Genomic DNA, 19030 nt, shown 5'->3' on the forward strand with positions numbered 1-19030 from the left:
TCTTCCTCTCCCTTCCCCTATTTTCTCAATAACTGTCTGGTGTAATCTCCTAATTCCCCCCATAAAAGCTGCTCCAGATAGGAAGTACTCTTTCCAAAACTGTGATGATAAGGAAGTTTGATCTTTTGAATCCGACTCTTCATAGATTCATGACCAGAAACAGATAAATATGTTTCAAACTCTTCCACTTTGGCTTCAGAAACACAATCTTCTATTATAGGCATATAAACGACATCACAGATTTCAAGAACCTGAACTGCCCCCTTTCCAAACTGCCCAAGGTCCAGAATAATGGCTTCATATGTACTTTCCTTCGCTATGTGCCCCACCAGTTCAGACACTTCCAAAGCCGTTATCTGTTCCAGGTCTTCGGGATAGCGGACCGGGGGAACATAATCCAATTCGCCCCAGGTATAAATTAAGGATGCCAGCCTCACCCAGTTGTAGTTTTCCTGGCTGTAATAATAAAACAGATCGGATAATCCCTGCTTGTGTTCCTCTCCAATTAACTTTCCCAGTCCGGAACAGTCCTCAAAATTCAAATAAAGCACCTTTAAATCCCTGGACAAAAGCTGTCCCATCGTAAGAGAGAAGGAAGTCTTCAAACAGCGATTAACAGGAGAATATACTCCTATTACTCTGCCTTTTTTCGAAATTATGGTGGTATCCTTATCCTGAGCGCTGCTGCAAAAATATTCCATGACCTCCCTTATAATTGCTTCGGCTGACTGGAATTTATAGATACTTTTTTCAGACTCCTCATAAAGTACGTCTTTTCCTTCCGTAAGAAAAATCACCTGTAACGCACGAATCCCGGCAATCTCTTCTCTGGAAACCTTCCCATGAATCAGTAAAAGCTCAATCATATGCACCTCTCCATAACTCTTTAGTTTTTCAAGTTCTGTAAATGCGATTATAGAAAATGGAATCTGACCTCTTTTGTTTACAAAATCTGCAAATCTCTCTGCATATAAAGGATCTGCATCATAGACTGCCATCACTCGATCTGCCAATTAAAAACCTCCTTTTACCGCAAAATTACCACTGTAATAAATGTTCCAAGGAAAAGACATAGCCCGAGAGGGATAACATCTTTGTATCCATCCCTTTCCGGGCGGTAATATGCGGTTATTTTACCTGTTTGGATTACATACCTGATATAGGTGTGAAGACAGGAGAAGCGGTATCGAAACCTATGCCCGCCTGCCATTTTGATCAGGGACCAGAATGCCCCTATAAGAAAACCGGCTCCAATTGCCCATGCACCGGCTGAAAAGCCAAGATATCCACATATAAGTGCCGCCATTTTTATATCACCGGCTCCAATCATACGAAATAAAAACAAGAAAAAAAGTGCTGCTGTTACAACAAACATGCGGAGCAGGAACATAAAAAGCGGCTCCAATAATGAAAACCCAGCGGTTCCAGTTCCTGCCTTTAGAATCTGCAAAAAACCTCCGTTAAGGACGCCAAAAAGCACCCACCAGTTAGGAATTCTGTGTTCCCGTACATCAAAAAAAGCACCTGCTCCCAACAGAAACAGTATAATAAAATTAAAAACAATATCATCTCCTTCTTATTCATGTCAGTTCTAACAATACAAATTAACATAGGAAAATATGCTGGATTATCAGCTAAAATATCTGAAATGCTGTACACAGAACGCGTACAGGAATATGAATCTATTATGCACAGCTTTTCTGGAAATGTCAACCAGTTTTTTTTATTTTTTGTGTTTTATTTTTAACATCGAATTTTCACGAATTAGCTCACTTATTCAATTATTTTGTATTATTTATACAATTATTCTTGTATATAATTATATTTTCAAGTAATATTGACGATATATTTTTATCAAATTATTGACTCCTGCTGCACAGAATGATAAGATAGAATTAGTCTATTTTTTACCAAAAAAGAAAGAGCCAGAGCTTTCATGTGCTTTTTCGGACTGCACGCCCTGCCCTCTCTCATTATCTAAGGATTTTAAAAGAAGCAGGGAAAGAACCACCTATACAGGTAATATATGAATAAAAAGCCATTTTCCAGTTATAATGAGTTTTATAGGGATTCTATAAAAGATCAGGAAACGGAGCTGGAAAAATGAAGCATATTCTCTTTAAAAAGCATCTGACTGAATGGGAAGAGGAACAAAGATTAAGACATGAGATCGAATGTTCCAAGACAGCCATAGATGCTGCCAGGAACCACTTTGAACATGTGGTAGATCCAACACTTATTGATTGCTATATCTACGAACTGAACGCAGCACAGTTGCGTTATCAGTTTCTTCTGCGGCGTTTTAAAAGCAGAGAAATGAAACTGCAGGAAGCAAAGCCGCTTCCAATTGCAAACGGCAAGCACAGAGTGCTATCTTAGAGATCACGGAGGAGTGAGCAAATGGCTGAAGAAAAAGTGGAAATGGGAACTGGGTTTATTACAGAGGTAGACCGCTATCTCTATAACAACGGAAAACATTACGAGATTTATGAAAAGCTGGGCGCTCACCCAAAGACTTACAATGGCAGAGAGGGAATGTATTTTGCTGTCTGGGCCCCTCATGCAAGCCAGGTCAGTGTCGTAGGAGATTTTAACGGCTGGAATTCCGATAAGACTCCCATGACCTGTCTGGCTGACTCCGGAATCTGGGAGGTCTTCGTCCCGGATCTTGGTATTGGCGCACTTTATAAATATGCCATTACCCAGGAAAGCGGAAAGATCTTGTTTAAAGCTGACCCATATGCGTTTGAAGCGGAATACCGCCCTCAGACCGCCTCTGTTACCTCTGATCTTTCCGGTTATGAATGGAACGATAGTTCCTGGTTGGATCAGCGCCGGAAGCAGGATCCCATGGAAGGTCCCATGAGCATTTATGAAGTACATCTGGGTTCCTGGAAGAAAAAGAACCGGGAAGAAAAAGACGGATTTTATACTTACATAGAAGCCGCTCACGAACTGGGCGATTACGTTTCCTCCATGGGCTACACCCATATTGAACTGCTCGGAATTGCAGAACATCCTTATGATGGTTCCTGGGGATACCAGGTGACTGGTTACTTTGCTCCCACCTCCCGTTATGGAACACCAAAAGAATTCATGTATTTTGTTGATTATATGCACCAGAAAGGCATTGGCGTCATCCTGGACTGGGTGCCCGCCCATTTTCCAAAGGATGCCCATGGATTATCTGATTTTGATGGGGGAGCCTGCTACGAATACGCAGACCCACGAAAAGGAGAGCATCCGGACTGGGGAACAAAGGTCTTTGATTACAGTAAATACGAGGTAGATAATTTTCTTATCGCCAATGCTCTTTACTGGGTGGAAAAATTTCATATTGACGGACTGCGGGTCGATGCGGTTGCTTCTATGCTTTATCTGGATTATGGAAGGGACAGGGGGGAGTGGATTCCAAATAAAGACGGCGGCAATGAAAACCTGGAAGCCATCGCATTTTTTAAACACTTAAATACTGTTATGAAAGAACGGGGAGGAAATGCGGTAGTAATTGCGGAAGAATCTACTGCATGGCCGAAAGTCACCCATTCTCCTGATGACGGTGGTTTGGGATTTTCCTTTAAGTGGAACATGGGATGGATGCATGATTTCCTGGAATACATGAAACTGGACCCTTATTTTAGAAAATACAACCACCATAAGATCACCTTTGGACTTACATACTTTACCAGTGAAAAATATATACTTGTGCTGTCTCATGATGAAGTTGTCCATTTAAAAGGCTCCATGATTGAAAAAATGCCTGGACTTCCTGAAGATAAATTCGCCAATTTAAAAGTCGGATACTCCCTTATGTTCGGTCATCCGGGGAAAAAACTTTTGTTTATGGGGCAGGATTTTGGACAATATCACGAATGGGATGAAAAAACCGCTTTAGACTGGTATCTTGCCAGTGAGCCATTGGGACAGGATTTAAAGAACTTTGTCAGAGATCTTTTGCATCTTTATAGAGAATATCCAGCTCTTTATGAAAGAGATTATGACTGGGACGGGTTTTCCTGGATCAATGCCAACGATAGCGACCGGAGCATATTCAGCTTTATCCGCAGAGGTTCCAATCACAAAAACGGATTGCTATTTGTCCTTAATTTCACACCGGTGAAACGGGAGGATTATCGGGTTGGAGTTCCCCAAAAAGGCAAATATACACTTGTATTAGACGAAAGCCATGGTCTTTACTCTTCGGACAAAAAAGCGCCCTCTTTTGCAGCAGAATCTTTGGAATGGGATAAACAGGCATACTCATTTGAATTCCCCCTTCCAGCTTATGGTGTAAGAGTCTTTCGCTTTTAAAATTAATAGATCAGTCTAAATGGAAGGGAGAGGTATAATGGAAGTGGAAGTAATTGCCGAAACAGCAGCTAAAACCGTGTATCGGGATGGAGAAAAAGCAATTAAGGTCTTTTGTAAGGGGTTTCCAAAGGCCGAGGTCCTCAATGAAGCATTAATCACCGCAAGAGTGGAGGAAACAGGAGGAATTCAAGTTCCTAAAGTACTGGAAGTTGGAGTTTTTGAAGAAAAGTGGTCCATTACTTTTGATTTTATTAAGGGCAGGACTTTAAAACAGCTTATGGATGAGCAACCGGATCAACTGCACGAATTAATGGATCAGATGGTAACACTCCATCTTTCTATTATGGAAAAACAATGTCCTCTTTTAAACAAACTGAAAGATAAGATGGCAAAGCAAATCTCCGACAGTGAAGATCTGGAAGATGTGATGCGTTACGATTTGCAGACCCGTTTAGACAGTATGCCAAAACATACGAAACTCTGCCATGGAGACTTTAATCCCAGTAACATCATTGTCAAAGAGGACGGAACCATGTATGTTCTGGACTGGGTTCACGCCACTCAGGGTAATGCCAGTGCAGACGTAGCCAGAACTTATCTTCTCTTCTGCCTTGAGGATCAGCGAAAAGCAGACCTTTACATGGATCTTTTCTGCAGCAAAACAGGCACTGCCAAAAAGTATGTACAATCATGGCTTCCCATTGTAGCTGCAGCACAGCTCTCAAAGAAACGACCGGAAGAAACAGAGCTTCTGCTTCAATGGGCAAATGTTTTTGAATATCAGTAATGCATCTGACCAAAAAGAACCTTGCATGGTTTTCTGTACCATGCAAGGTTCTTTTCTCTATTCTGACTGTGGCTGCTGACTGCCGGACATCACATCGTGTTCCTTCTTAAGTTCTACGTATAGTTCATAGAACGTCCACTTACTGTTGGTTCCGGTAACGACTGCCTTTAACTCAATCTTTGGCACTCCAGCCCGTCTTAAATTCATAATCAGTTCGTCCACCCGCCGGTTGGAAAAGTTCTTCATTACAAGAATCTCCTCCTCTGCAGGAATGCACGCTTCCAATGGTTTTTCTTCAAACCCTTCATATCCAGCCAGATATCCTACTGTCTGATTCATCTGATCTCCGGAAACATTCTTAATGCGGATTCCCATTCGCACCAGAACTGCCTTTAATTTTGCTGCTTTGGTGTCATTTCCACTCTTTTTGGTATGCTCCGGCTGATAGTAAAGAACCATCTCCTTTGTAGCTGCCATAGTTTCCCTCCTGTTGCCCTATTATAACAGTTGTCTTCTCAAATCTTCCCCGCTTAACGGACTTAAATACGCTGGTGCAATATCAAACACGGTCTTACAGCCCTTCTGCCCTTCCTTATTGAGCCGGTAAGCTGCGCGGGCATATGCCGTCAGTACAGACGATGTAAATTCAGGGTTAGAATCTAATTTTAAACTATATTCAACCACATGGCTGTTCTCATCATCCCAGCCGGTCGTACCTGTTCTGATAACAAAACCACCATGGGGAATGCCCTTATGGTCTCTCATAAGCTCTTCTTCACTGATAAAGTGAACCGTAGTGTCATAATCAGAAAAATAATTAGGCATGGTTACAATCTCCTGGCGGATTCGTTCCAGGTCTGCGCCGTCTTCCGCCACAACAAAACATTCTCTGGTGTGCTTCTGTTTTGCTGTTAATTCTGGATTGGTTCCAGCCCGCACTGCCTTTAACGCATCCTCAACAGGAATAGTGTATTGTCTGGCATTCTTTACACCCTGGATTCTTCGAATGGCATCAGAGTGTCCCTGACTAACACCCTTTCCCCAGAATGTATAGTCGTGTCCTCCAGGTAAAACAGAACCTCCATAGAGTCTGTTTATGGAAAACATCCCCGGATCCCAGCCTACCGATATAATTGCCACTTTACCACTCTGCTCTGCCACAGAATCAACGGTCTTAAAATGATCCGGTATTTTGGCATGAGTATCAAAGCTGTCTATTACATTAAAATATTTTACCAGCTCCGGAGTCTGAACCGGCAGATCCTTTGCGCTTCCGCCGCACAAAATGAGTACGTCAATGGAATCTTTTTTTGATACGATTTCATCATAAGGGTAAACTTGTACTCCCTGGGTCAAAAGCTTTACTGATTCCGGCTTCCTTCTGGTAAATACAGCGGCAAGTTCCATGTCCGGATTATGACGAATGGCACATTCCACGCCTCTTCCAAGGTTTCCATATCCTACAATACCAATTCTAACTGTCATATTTTCAACACCTTTCTAAAATTGCTGATATTCATTATAACCCTAATCTCTATATGCTGTAAATAATAGATTTTTTTGTCTCTTATAGAAAAATCCGCAGACAGCACCTTCAACTGTCTGCGGACCTCTTATTTTTTATGCAAGTACTGCTTCTGGTACATCCATGGCAGTGGTTTCATATTTGTCTAAAATCACCTTCTGGATCATATCCCTGGTATTCGAATTGATGGGGTGAGCAATGTCCCGATATTCTCCATCTGCCGCCTTACGGCTCGGCATGGCAATGAACAACCCCTTCTCTCCCTCAATCACCTTAATGTCATGAATTACAAATTCATTGTCCAGTGTAATGGATACGATAGCCCTCATCTTTCCTTCTTTTTCGATGCGCCTTACTCTTACATCTGTAATCTGCATGTTAAACCCCTTCCCGTCACATTTCCTATAATGTGTATCTTTCGTTTTTTTCGAGGACAATTTTTATCTTGTCCGGTGTCCCTATATAGGTGGTATTGGCACGGATGGTATCCCTGCTTTCCACAATACAGTTTTCAATCACCGTATTGTCCCCTATATAAACGTCATTCAAAATAATGGAATTTTTAATGACGCAGTTGTTACCAATATAAGCTTTCTTAAAGAGTACAGAGTTCTCAACAGCTCCGTTAACAATGCTGCCGCTGGATACCAGACTGTTCTTTACCGACGCGCCCTGATTATATTTTGCTGGCGGAAGATCATCAACCTTGGAATAAACATCTGGATACTGGCGAAAAAAGTAGTCCCTTACTTCTGGTTTCAAAAAATCCATATTGGTTCTGTAGTAAGATTCCACGGAAGCAATATTTCTCCAGTAAGTACTCATTTTATAAGCATATATTCTCTTTAAACTCCGATAACGTACCAAGATGTCATTGACAAAGTCATAGCGGTCTTCCCTTGCACACTTCTCGATTAACTCAATCAACTGTCTTCTGCGGATTACATAGATCCCGCATGACACGGTATTGGAGGAGGCAACCATGGGCTTTTCCTCAAAATCTGTAATTCTTCCATCCTGGTTTGTCTTTACCAGTCCAAAACGGGTGGTATCTTCTCCAGGCGGCAGTTCGGTACACACTACGGTAATATCTGATTTCTTCTCAATATGATATTCCAGAACCTTGCTGTAATCCAATTTGTAAATGCCGTCCCCAGCGGCAATTACTGCATAGGGTTCATGGCTGTTTTTTAAAAATGTCAGATTCTGATACAGGGCATCTGCTGTTCCACGATACCAGTCACTGCTTTCTGACGTTATGGTAGGCGTAAATACGAACAGCCCTCCCTGCTTTCTTCCAAAATCCCACCATTTAGATGAACTTAAATGAAGATGAAGAGAGCGTGAGTTATACTGGGTCAAAACCGCCACATTCTGAATGTGGGAATTGGTCATGTTGCTGAGTGCAAAATCTATGCTTCGGTAATTTCCCGCAATAGGCATGGCTGCAATGGCCCTTTTGCTGGAGAGTTCTCTCATTCTCTTACTGTTGCCACCCGCTAATAATATTCCTATCGCCCTCATCGCATACCACCTGCCTTTATGATATAATCTCCACCAGCCAATTGCCCCTCTGTATAATCTTCCAGTGTGGTATTCCCTACAATTGCTGTATTCTTTCCCACTTTTACCTGTTCTGGTATTATGGAATTTTCTCCAACAGTGACCAGATCAGACTGATAAACCTTTGGATCATACCGGCTCTTCTGGTACTCTCCCACGCCAAGCTCTGCTCCCTGTCCTACTTTTACATTTTCAGCAAGAATGGATTTATTAATCACAGCACCTTCTCCGATGACACATTCCCTCATAATTATGGAGTCCTTTATAACTGCTCCTTTTTTTATAACTACCCCGGGACCAAGCACAGAGTTTCTCACTTCTCCATAGACTTCGGTGCCCTCGCCGATGATACTTCTTTCTATCACCGCATCTTCTGAAACATACTGAGGCGGAATGATATCGCTCTTTGTATAAATCTTCCAGTATTCTTCATAAAGGTTAAACTCAGGTATGATATCAATCAGTTCCATATTGGCTTCCCAGTAGGAAGCAAGGGTACCCACATCTTTCCAGTAGCCGTTGTATTCATAAGCAAATACCCTTTTTCCCTCTTCAAAACAGAAAGGGATAATATGTTTTCCAAAATCACAGCCAGGTACATCAGACATGCGGATCAGCGCTTCCTTTAATACCTTCCAGCTAAATATGTAGATTCCCATAGAGGCAAGGTTGCTTCTTGGCTCCACGGGCTTTTCTTCAAACTCTGTAATTTTATTATTCTCATCAGCAATCAAAATTCCAAACCGGCCTGCTTCCTCAATTGGTACAGGCATTGCAGCAATGGTGATATCTGCATTATTGGCTTTATGATATTCCAGCATCACTTCATAATCCATCTTATAAATATGATCCCCGGAAAGGATCAGTACATAATCCGGATTATAGGTCTCCATGTATTCCAGATTCTGATAGATTGCATTAGCTGTTCCTGTATACCAGTCACTTCCTTTGCTCCTTTCATAAGGAGGGAGTATGGTAACACCGCCCACATTACGGTCTAAATCCCAGGGGATTCCGATTCCGATGTGAGTGTTCAAACGCAGCGGCTGATACTGAGTCAGAACTCCAACTGTATCCACCCCTGAATTAATGCAGTTGCTAAGCGGGAAATCGATGATACGGTACTTGCCGCCAAAGGATACTGCTGGTTTGGCAACTTTTTGCGTCAGTACACCTAAACGGCTTCCTTGTCCACCTGCCAAAAGCATGGCAATCATCTCTTTTTTAATCACGTTATCACCTCTTGCTGTGTATTTATTGCTTCTACATTATACCATACTTCCCAAAAATAGTGAACAAATATTTCATTTTACTTCTTCTTTTTTTGTGCAATTTCCGACATTTTTCGTGCATTATACCATTTCTTTACATTTTAGGACTTATTTAACGTTTTTACTTCCTGCCCCCTTGAATCAAGTCTAAAAATACAGTATAATCTTAATAAGTATGCGAACATATTAAAAGGAGACGCAATTATGGATTTAGCAACAGTAAGACAAATATATAAAAACCGGGATTCATTTCTCAATACAAAAGTTACAGTCGGTGGCTGGGTAAGAAATCTCAGAGATTCCAAGACATTCGGCTTTCTTGTTTTAAACGATGGCTCTTATTTTGAAACACTCCAGGTAGTTTATCACGATACCATGGTGAATTTTTCCGAAATATCCAAGCTTAATATCGGTGCTGCTGTAATTGTTAAGGGTACTCTGGTTCCAACTCCCGATGCAAAACAGCCGTTTGAGATTCAGGCAGATGAGATTACAGTAGAAGGTGCTTCTGCACCGGATTATCCTCTTCAGAAAAAGCGTCATTCTTTTGAATATTTACGGACAATCTCTCATTTACGTCCAAGAACCAATACTTTTCAGGCAGTCTTTCGGGTACGTTCCTTAATCGCCTATGCCATTCATCAGTTTTTTCAGGAGAGGGACTTTGTCTATGTGCATACCCCCCTTATTACTGGAAGTGACTGCGAAGGTGCCGGTGAGATGTTCCAGGTAACTACCATGGACCTTAATAATATTCCTAAAACAGAAGACGGTAAGGTGGACTTTTCTGAGGACTTCTTTGGCAAGCCTACAAACTTAACCGTAAGCGGTCAGTTAAACGGAGAGACCTATGCCATGGCTTTCCGCAACATCTATACCTTTGGACCTACCTTCCGTGCAGAGAACTCCAATACTACCCGTCATGCAGCCGAATTCTGGATGATCGAACCGGAGATGGCTTTTGCTGATTTAAATGATGACATGGAGCTGGCTGAATCCATGCTTAAATATGTCATCCGATATGTTCTTGAGCACGCTCCGGAAGAGATGAATTTCTTTAACCAGTTTGTTGACAAGGAATTGCTTAACCGTTTAAATCATGTCCTTAATTCTGAATTTGCCCGTGTTACCTATACAGAAGCCGTAGAGCTTCTCACCAGGCACAACGATGAGTTTGACTATAAAGTATTCTGGGGCTGTGATTTACAGACAGAGCATGAACGTTATTTAACGGAGCAGCTCTTTAAAAAGCCTGTTTTTGTTACAGATTATCCAAAGGAAATTAAGGCTTTCTATATGAAGATGAATCCAGATAACAAAACAGTTGCTGCTGTGGACTGTCTGGTGCCTGGAATCGGTGAAATAATTGGCGGAAGCCAGAGGGAAGATAATTATGACAGACTCGTTGCACGAATGGACGAGCTTGGACTTGAAAAAGAAGATTATGATTTCTATCTTGATCTTAGAAAATACGGTTCAACCCGCCATGCAGGCTTTGGTTTAGGCTTTGAGCGCTGCGTAATGTACCTGACCGGAATGGCTAATATCCGTGATGTAATTCCATTCCCAAGAACCGTTAACAACTGCGAACTTTAAGCCTGTACCACAAGTTCCCTGCTAAATGAGGCGGGGGATTTGTGGTATCTTTATACATAGGACCAGCGAGGTAACGACAATGAAATTTATACATATTGCAGATGTCCACTGGGGCATGAGTCCTGACAGCGACAAGCCCTGGAGTAAGGAACGGTGCCAGGATATTAAGGAAACTTTCGCAAAGGCTGTAAACCAGGCAAAAGACCTGGAAGCGGACTGTCTTCTGATCTCCGGTGATTTGTTCCACCGGCAGCCTCTTGCCAGAGATTTAAAAGAAGTAAATTATTTATTCTCCACCATTCCTGCCGTTCATGTGGTCATCATCGCCGGCAACTATGACCGCATCCGTAAAAACTCCGCCATATTAAGCTTTGACTGGGCACCTAACGTGACTTATCTTATGAGCGAAGAACTGGACAGTGTGTATTTTAAAGAGATCAATACGGAGGTTTATGGTTTCAGCTACTACTCTGCCGAGATCTTTGAAAACCGTCTGGACCACATCAAGGTACCCAATAACGGGCGGATTCACATTTTACTGGGTCATGGAGGAGATGCAAACCATATTCCTTTTGATAAGGGTGCCATGGCAAACCTGGACTTTTCTTACATTGCAATGGGACATGTCCATCGCCCTGAAGTGCTGATTGAGAACCGGATGGCATACGCCGGCTCCTTAGAGCCTCTTGATAAGACAGAATCCGGACAGCACGGTATGATGGTGGGAGAAATCAATGAGGTAACCCGCATGATAACCTCTCTCAAGTTTGTCCCTCTTGCAAAACTCCAGTATATCTCTCTTGCCGTTAACGTAACAACCGCTACCACCAATACGGAGCTGGCTATGAAGATTACACAGGAAATCCAGAGCCGGGGTCCAGAGAATATCTTCCGCTTCCGCATCAAGGGCATGCGTGATCCTGATATCTCTTTTGATCTTAACATGCTCTCTGCACGGTTTAAGATTATGGAGATTGTGGATGAATCCGAGCCTCAGTATGACTTTTCTGCTCTTTTTGCAGAGCATTCCAGTGATATGATCGGATTTTACATTCAGGCTCTCCAAAAACCAGAGATGAGCCCGGTAGAGAAAAAGGCACTCTATTACGGCATTAACGCGTTGCTTCGTACCACAGACGAAAGGAGTTAATTCCATGAAAATACTGGATATTTACATCAATGGTTTTGGAAAATTCCATGGCAGGAATTTAACCTTTGGGGATGGTCTTAACATTGTCTATGGAAAAAATGAAGCTGGCAAATCCACAATCCATACATTTATCAGAGGTATGCTTTTTGGCATCGAGCGTCAGCGGGGAAGAGTCTCCAGAAACGACCTTTACCACAAATATGAACCTTGGGAGAACAGCCAAACCTATGAAGGTCAGATTCGTCTGGAACACAAAGAACACATTTACCGGATTGAACGGACCTTTCAGAAGAATAAAAAGGAATTTAAGATTGTAGATGAAACAGCGGGACGGGAAGTTGAACCGACCAAAGCTTTTTTAGATGATCTTTTATGCGGTCTCAGTGAAACTGCCTATATCAATACCGTCAGTATAAGCCAGTTAAAAAGTGCAACAGACGAAGGCATGGTTTCTGAACTGAAAAATTACATTGCCAATTTGAACAATAGCGGAAATCTTGCCCTTAATGTTACAAAAGCTGCTGCATTATTAAAATCCCAGAAAAAGGAACTGGAATCACAGATGGTCCCAGAAGCAGCACGCACCTATACTTCGTTATTAAGCGAAATCCGCAATACAGAAAAGGAAATTTCCTCTCCGGAATATGAAAATCAGATTACAGAGTTTCATACTCTTCGCACAAAAGTAAAAAGCACTCTGGAAAAACAACAGCAGGAGAAGGAAGAACTGATCAAGAAAGCTGCGAAAGGCAGACAAGTATTAAGCAGTAACCAGTTTACGGACCAGGATTCCATTAATGCCTATTCCTTAAAGGCTCAGGAGAACTTTGATGAGTATATGGAAGCCAGAGAAGCCTGCACAAAAAAACCTCAAAAGGTATTTTCCGTCCTTTCCCTGATTCTTGCAACTCTTCTTTTATGTGGAATGGGGCTTTTGTATTATCTGGGAGAAGCCAATTACCTTACCTCTTATTACGGTCTGGATCTGTTCCTGCTTATGGGAATTATCTTGGGCGCAGCAATTATCTTTTACTTGATCGGACTGATTTTATTTCTCCGGTTGAAGCACAATCAAAAGGATATGGAGATGAGCGCTAAAATTCTCCAGGAAATTCTCTCCAGACACCTTGGCAATACAGAGATTTCTACAGAAGCAATAAGGGCATTTCAGAGCAGAATGACAGAATTCACCAGACTTTGTACGGCTGTTGTAAAGTCAGAAGCCGCTGTCAGCCAAAAGGCAAAAGAAATTGAGGAACTGCAAAAAAGGCAGGATGACTGTGGAGAATCCATTGAAAAACAGCAGAAAAACCAATGGGAGCTTGAAAAGAAGTTAGAACACCTTTCTAATTGTAAGACTCAGGCGGAAGGGCTGAAACATATCCTGGAGGAAAATGACCGGATTCGTGAAGAGATCACCTCCATTGATCTGGCTCTGGAGACTATGATCAATCTCTCCTCCTCTATCCGGGATTCCTTTGGTCTTTATTTAAACCGGACGGCATCTGATTTAATTGCGGGCATTACGGGAGGAATCTATACCAGTATGAGTGTGGATGAAAATTTAAATGTCTTTTTAAATACAAAAACCAAACTGGTTCCCTTAGAGCAGGTCAGCAGCGGAACCATGGACCAGGTATATTTAGCACTCCGTCTTGCAGCCGCCACCTTGATTCAGGAAGGCGGAGAACGTATGCCTTTAATCTTTGATGACAGCTTTGTTCTCTATGATGATGACCGGCTGCGCACCGCCTTAAAATGGCTGATTGGCACCTATACAGATCAAATAATTATATTCACCTGCCATCAGAGGGAAGCACAGATGCTGACAGCTAACCTGATTCCCTATCACCTGGTAGAAATATAAGAAAAAATATGCCCAACGGGATCTTCTGATCCAGCCAGGGCATATTTTATTTTTGTCATGCAGTTCTATGTCTTTCCGTCTTTTTACTTCTCATCATATCAAAAAGCAATCCGATTATACAACCAAAAAGAGCAGGAACAAGCCAGCCCAATCCAATGGGATATGCGGGAAGCTTTGCAAGAGTGCCATGTAACAATGCAAATCCTGCCTGTTCCAGAGATAATAGCACGCTGGCTGCCCCGGTCAGACTAATGGTACAAAAGTAAACTCCTCTCCAGCGCTTTCCGTTGTGGAATACAAAGGAAAGAAGGATTAGTACGATTGCCACGGGATAGAGAGCATTTAAAATCGGAACTGAGATTTCTAATATTCTTGTCAATCCAATATTGGAAATAAGGAAACTTATAAGAGCAAAAATCAATGCCCATACCCGATATCCAATTTGAGGAATAATCGTGCAAAAATACTTACTGCAGCAACTGATCAGCCCAATACAGGTATTTAAGCAGGCAATGAAGAAAATAGCCGCCAGAATCATCAGACCGGCATTGCCATACAGGTAACGCACTGCCTGATTGAGTGTCTGTGCCCCATTTTCTAAGGAACCAAAGGCACCCCCGGTGGCAGCACCAACATGAGCCAACGCTCCATATACAAGAAGCAGAATCACACCCGCAATCAGACCGGCCTTTATGGTTTCGCCTACCACAACCGACTCTTTTCTCACTCCGATCGCCTGGATATTAAGAGATATTACGATTCCAAACGTGAGGGCGGCAAGTGTATCCATGGTCATATACCCCTCTAAAAATCCCTTCATCAAAGGATTAGCGGTATATATGACATCCGGTACGCCATAAGATCCCGGCGGAAAAATTACAATTCCCCAAAAAATCACAGCAATCAGAATAAGAAGACAGGGGGTTAAAATCTTACCCAACCGATTGGTCAACTGATCTGGATTTAATGAAATAAAAAAGGCAATTGCAAAAAATACAGCGGAATAAAGAAACGGAGCTGCCGGATATTCCCCTTTTCCAAGAAACGGAACCACCGCCATCTCAAAGGATGTACTGGCTGTTCTTGGAATGGCAAGACACGGACCAATGGAGAGATAATTAAGCAAGGTAAAAACAAAGGCAAACCTTGGATGAACCCGCTCTGCCAATTGATAAAATCCTCCTGCCTTTGCGACTGAAATTACTCCAAGAACGGGAAAACCAATAGCAGTTAATCCAAAGCCAGCCATGGCAATCCATGTATGTGTTCCTGCCAGTGAACCTAAAAAGGGCGGAAAAATCAGATTTCCCGCCCCAAAAAACATGGAGAAAAGTGTGAGACCAACTAAAACCAGATTACGCTTTGATAATCGTTCCATTCGTCCCCCAGATTACCTGTCACCAGAACGATAACGTTCCAGTACCCGGTTAATTCTTGTTGTAGGATTCAACAGATCACTTAAAGAAGCATCATGATTCAAGTTGTCTATAATCAATGCAATATATTTGCTCATATCCACATCAATGTAATAAGGTCTGGAAAGAAGATCCGGAGTCTGATATACAAGATTGGTTGTAAGAATCCGGTCAATAAAACCATTCTCATAATATTCATCAAACTTGGCAAGGCCATTGGTGAACAGACCAAAGGTTGCACACACAAATACCTTTCTTGCCTTTCTTCTCTTCAACTCTTTGGCAACGTCAAGCATGCTCTCACCAGAAGAAATCATATCATCAACAATAATTACATCCTTGCCTTCCACACTGCTTCCCAGGAATTCATGGGCAACAATCGGGTTGCGTCCATTTACAATCTGTGTATAGTCACGGCGTTTGTAGAACATACCCATATCAAGACCTAACACATTGGCAAAATACACAGCACGTCCCATACCGCCTTCATCCGGACTGATCACCATCATATGATCGCTGTCAATCTCCAGCTCTTTCTCATTCTTCAACAGATGCTTGATGAACTGATAGATGGGTTGTACTGTCTCAAATCCCTTTAATGGAATGGCATTCTGTACTCTGGGATCGTGAGCATCAAATGTAATGATATTCTCCACTCCCATGTTCACCAGTTCCTGAAGAGCAAGAGCACAGTCTAAGGACTCTCTGCTGGATCTCTTATGCTGTCTGCTTTCATATAAGAAAGGCATAATTACGTTGATCCTGCGTGCTTTTCCTGCCGCTGCAGCGATTACACGCTTTAAATCCTGGAAATGATCATCTGGAGACATATGGTTTGTCATACCGCTCAAAGAATAGGTCAGGCTGTAGTTGCAGACATCAACCATAACATATAAGTCATCTCCACGAATGGATTCCTGTAATGTACCTTTTGCTTCTCCAGTTCCAAATCTTGGCGTACTGGCTCCCACCAGATAGGTATCTCTCTGATAACCGGAAAAAGCAATGGTAGACTTATGCTCGCTCTCGCGTTCCTGCCTCCATTCAACCAGATAATCATTCACCTTTCTGCCTAATTCCCTGCAGCTCTTTAAGGGTATGAGGCCAAGGGGACCAACTGGAATGGTCTCTATCGTTTTCTCTTCGTAAAGCATTCTTTTCTCCTCCAACGTATCTAAATACAAAGTAACATTTATTTTATAACATTATGTACAGAATTAGTCAAGTTAATCGGTTCTTTTCGCTTTCTTTCTTATGCGGATATCGTCTCCATAAATCGGGATGATCGTATAGTGGCTGATCAGCCTTGATGTTACCCGTTCTGTATACCGGTCCCGCAATTCATTGATGGGATGATTGGTGGATATAATGGTTGACTTTCGGGAATTAAGCCGTTCATTGATGCAGTAAAAAAGCTCTGATGATGTAAAGCTGTTATTCAGCTCTGTTCCAAGATCATCAATGATCAGAAGATCACAATCTAAAATGTACTGGTACATTCCTTTCATGTCCTCTTCATCCTGATAATCGAACCGGTTCTTGGAAAAAACTTCAAACAGATCGTTGGCGGATAAATAGATGACCGAATAGTACTGGTCAATCAGCTCTTTTGCAATACAGTTTGTCAAAAATGTCTTTCCAACTCCTGTCGGACCTGTAAAGAGCAGGTTCCCGCCTTCTGTGGAAAACTCTCTGGTAAAATTCCTGCAGGTCTCCGCCACTTGTGCCATGTATTGCTTAACGGTACGGTTTAACTGGGGAATCACCCTGGTGTCGTCAAAATATTCTGTGGAAAATGTATTAAAATTCTCCACTGTCACGATCTGTTCAATGTTTGACTGGGCATAGAGGTAACGCATCTCGGATTGGCGGAAACAGTGACATTTAACTCCGTCTGAATATCCTGTATCCTTACAGTCCCCACACCGGTACCGCATCTCCATATAATCCGGGGCAAAACCTGCAGACCTTAAGAGCACCCCCTTTTGTTCTCTTAAGTCTGCAATCTCTTCCCGCAGTTCATTCAACGCTCCCTTATCCCCTTCTAAAAGTCTGCGGGCACAGGCAACAGCTCTTGAACTGATGGACTGATCCAGCTCTTTTATGACCGGAACCTTTTGGTATACCTGTGCAACCCGCTCCTCCTGTTCATGACGGTTCTTAAACTGCTGCTGCCCGTAAGCCCTCATGATGGCATCGTACTGTGAATTGCTCAGTGCCATAATAACCTCCGTTCTATCTTTCGATCTGTAACACGATTACTGTTTGGTTAGTTCTTCAAGAATCAGGGCATCGTAATCAATCTCCCTCTGAGGAAAGTTCTGAAACTGATTCTGGCTGCTCTTTCCCTTAAAGGACTGGGACTGCTTATATCCTCCCTCTGTTCCCGGCTTCTTTCCATTTTTGAATTCTCCGCTCTTTGAACGGTCTGCATACAGCTCGTCCTGCTTCTTAACCTCTGTCATCGTACGGACTCCCGCCTTCTTCCAGCCTTCCAGGATCTTATCTGCATACTGGAAACTGGGTTTGTTGGTTGCTGACAAAGTTCGGTTGCATGCTTCAATCACGATCTCCCTGGTGAAACCATAAGAAGAAAACCATCGCTCTAAAAATCCCCGTTCCATATCACCAGGATTCCTGTCACTTAATCCAAAAGCTCTCATAACTGCATAATAGTCCTTAGTAAAAGAAACGGCATTCCCCTTGGCTTCTTCAACAGTCTTAAAGCCCTTCTCATGCCAGTTAATGGCAACTGTCTCAATATAGCGAATGCTTTTGTGACCCGCCTGTACACAGTATTCAACCAGATACTCAAGAAGTTCTGCCGGCATATGAAGCCCATCATAAAGATAGGCAAAGACTTCACACTCTCTCTGTGTAAAAACCTTATTCATATATTTCTGGGCAATATAAAGGAGCTGGGAAAAATCCTCATCTCCTGCAAGTCCGCTGATCTTCTCCGGGGTATAAGCGGGACGCTCCGCCGGTGTCTCCGTCTTTTTCAGAACAGAAGGTGCCGCCGCCACGCTTCCGGAACAGGCGGTCTCAGAAACTGCCGGAGAAGCCTCAGATTTCTTCACAGCTTCCTCAGCAAGTACTCCCGCCTTTTTCCAATAATTCAGCGCACGCATCACATCCGCCTCTGTATGGTTCAGTGCATCTGCGATCATGGATACCGTTACGTCTTCTCCTTCATGACGCAGAAGGAACAAGTACTCTTTGATGTATTCTCCGTTGGCCTGAGCCATATATTCATCTATGAAATCGTTGGATATCACCGTTGCACGGACCCTTAAACTACTCTTCACATTCACTGCCATAACCTCACCTTTTTATCATGTTCTTATCATAACACAGGTACGGAGAAAAGAAAATAGGGGCAGTTATCCACCAAATAAATTGTGGAAATTGTGGATAATGTGGAAATCAGGTATACATAATACGGATTTCCTCTTCCTATCATGTCGATTTGCTGATAAAACCGACATTTTCCAAATTGTGAGACTTCAAATTATGTAAATCAAAAAATCCACATAGTTTCTTAA

At 42.5% G+C, this 19030-nt stretch carries 17 protein-coding genes; 6 read left to right on the forward strand and 11 right to left on the reverse strand.

Annotated elements, in window-relative coordinates; translation table 11 throughout:
- Positions 1 to 17: 17 nt before the first annotated feature.
- Together FAY33_RS15285 and FAY33_RS15290 are read right to left on the reverse strand one after the other, a co-directional pair.
- A complete protein-coding gene (locus FAY33_RS15285) occupies positions 18 to 1013 on the reverse strand; it encodes a hypothetical protein (RefSeq protein WP_243126781.1) in 996 nt (331 codons plus the stop codon).
- 14 nt (positions 1014 to 1027) lie between these two features.
- Positions 1028 to 1564: a prepilin peptidase gene (locus FAY33_RS15290; protein WP_143322104.1), complete on the reverse strand. Its 537-nt coding sequence runs from the start codon at positions 1562 to 1564 to the stop codon at positions 1028 to 1030.
- A gap of 539 nt (positions 1565 to 2103) precedes the next feature.
- Here FAY33_RS15290 and FAY33_RS15295 point away from each other — a divergent pair.
- From FAY33_RS15295 to FAY33_RS15305, 3 genes are read left to right on the forward strand one after another with little or no spacing between them, the layout of a single operon-like run.
- Positions 2104 to 2379: a YaaL family protein gene (locus FAY33_RS15295; protein WP_143322105.1), complete on the forward strand. Its 276-nt coding sequence runs from the start codon at positions 2104 to 2106 to the stop codon at positions 2377 to 2379.
- Positions 2380 to 2400: 21 nt separating this feature from the next.
- Positions 2401 to 4311, forward strand: coding sequence for a 1,4-alpha-glucan branching protein GlgB (gene glgB / locus FAY33_RS15300; protein ID WP_143322106.1), 1911 nt, complete (start codon positions 2401 to 2403; stop codon positions 4309 to 4311).
- A gap of 37 nt (positions 4312 to 4348) precedes the next feature.
- The gene (locus tag FAY33_RS15305; protein ID WP_143322107.1) at positions 4349 to 5098 is read left to right on the forward strand and encodes an aminoglycoside phosphotransferase family protein; all 750 of its coding nucleotides are present in this window, start codon (positions 4349 to 4351) and stop codon (positions 5096 to 5098) included.
- Positions 5099 to 5155: 57 nt separating this feature from the next.
- Here the strand turns inward: FAY33_RS15305 and FAY33_RS15310 are convergent, their stop codons facing one another.
- The 5 genes from FAY33_RS15310 to FAY33_RS15330 form a co-directional block, all read right to left on the reverse strand.
- On the reverse strand, positions 5156 to 5575 hold the full coding sequence (locus tag FAY33_RS15310) for a DUF3783 domain-containing protein (protein ID WP_143322108.1): 420 nt from the start codon (positions 5573 to 5575) through the stop codon (positions 5156 to 5158).
- A 21-nt stretch (positions 5576 to 5596) separates the two neighbouring features.
- Complete coding sequence (locus FAY33_RS15315; protein WP_143322109.1) at positions 5597 to 6583, reverse strand: diaminopimelate dehydrogenase; 987 nt, start codon at positions 6581 to 6583, stop codon at positions 5597 to 5599.
- A 135-nt stretch (positions 6584 to 6718) separates the two neighbouring features.
- Positions 6719 to 7000 carry a septation regulator SpoVG gene (gene spoVG, locus FAY33_RS15320; protein ID WP_143322110.1) on the reverse strand — a complete coding sequence of 94 codons (282 nt, stop codon included), beginning with the start codon at positions 6998 to 7000 and terminating at the stop codon, positions 6719 to 6721.
- A gap of 25 nt (positions 7001 to 7025) precedes the next feature.
- On the reverse strand, positions 7026 to 8147 hold the full coding sequence (glgD, locus tag FAY33_RS15325; protein WP_143322111.1) for a glucose-1-phosphate adenylyltransferase subunit GlgD: 1122 nt from the start codon (positions 8145 to 8147) through the stop codon (positions 7026 to 7028).
- On the reverse strand, positions 8144 to 9418 hold the full coding sequence (locus FAY33_RS15330; RefSeq protein ID WP_143322112.1) for a glucose-1-phosphate adenylyltransferase: 1275 nt from the start codon (positions 9416 to 9418) through the stop codon (positions 8144 to 8146). The genes glgD and FAY33_RS15330 overlap by 4 nt, the downstream gene beginning before the upstream one ends.
- Positions 9419 to 9661: 243 nt before the next feature.
- Here FAY33_RS15330 and asnS point away from each other — a divergent pair, with 243 nt between their 5' ends.
- The 3 genes from asnS (at position 9662) to FAY33_RS15345 (ending at position 14070) form a co-directional block, all read left to right on the forward strand.
- Positions 9662 to 11053: an asparagine--tRNA ligase gene (asnS, locus tag FAY33_RS15335; RefSeq protein ID WP_143322113.1), complete on the forward strand. Its 1392-nt coding sequence runs from the start codon at positions 9662 to 9664 to the stop codon at positions 11051 to 11053.
- A 79-nt stretch (positions 11054 to 11132) separates the two neighbouring features.
- Positions 11133 to 12203 carry a DNA repair exonuclease gene (locus tag FAY33_RS15340; protein ID WP_143322114.1) on the forward strand — a complete coding sequence of 357 codons (1071 nt, stop codon included), beginning with the start codon at positions 11133 to 11135 and terminating at the stop codon, positions 12201 to 12203.
- A gap of 4 nt (positions 12204 to 12207) precedes the next feature.
- The gene (locus tag FAY33_RS15345; protein ID WP_143322115.1) at positions 12208 to 14070 is read left to right on the forward strand and encodes an AAA family ATPase; all 1863 of its coding nucleotides are present in this window, start codon (positions 12208 to 12210) and stop codon (positions 14068 to 14070) included.
- A 55-nt stretch (positions 14071 to 14125) separates the two neighbouring features.
- Here FAY33_RS15345 and brnQ read toward each other — a convergent pair whose 3' ends face one another.
- From brnQ to FAY33_RS15365, 4 genes are all read right to left on the reverse strand, one after another.
- A complete protein-coding gene (gene brnQ, locus FAY33_RS15350; RefSeq protein ID WP_143322116.1) occupies positions 14126 to 15448 on the reverse strand; it encodes a branched-chain amino acid transport system II carrier protein in 1323 nt (440 codons plus the stop codon).
- A gap of 12 nt (positions 15449 to 15460) precedes the next feature.
- Complete coding sequence (locus FAY33_RS15355; protein WP_143322117.1) at positions 15461 to 16639, reverse strand: ribose-phosphate pyrophosphokinase; 1179 nt, start codon at positions 16637 to 16639, stop codon at positions 15461 to 15463.
- A gap of 72 nt (positions 16640 to 16711) precedes the next feature.
- Entirely contained in the window at positions 16712 to 17707 is a 996-nt protein-coding gene (locus tag FAY33_RS15360; RefSeq protein ID WP_143322118.1) for an ATP-binding protein, read from the reverse strand.
- Positions 17708 to 17743: 36 nt separating this feature from the next.
- The gene (locus FAY33_RS15365; RefSeq protein WP_143322119.1) at positions 17744 to 18805 is read right to left on the reverse strand and encodes a DnaD domain protein; all 1062 of its coding nucleotides are present in this window, start codon (positions 18803 to 18805) and stop codon (positions 17744 to 17746) included.
- Positions 18806 to 19030 lie beyond the last annotated feature (225 nt).

It is taken from the genome of Clostridium sp. HBUAS56010 (genome assembly GCF_007115105.1).
Classification (GTDB): Bacteria; Bacillota; Clostridia; order Lachnospirales; family Lachnospiraceae; genus Lacrimispora.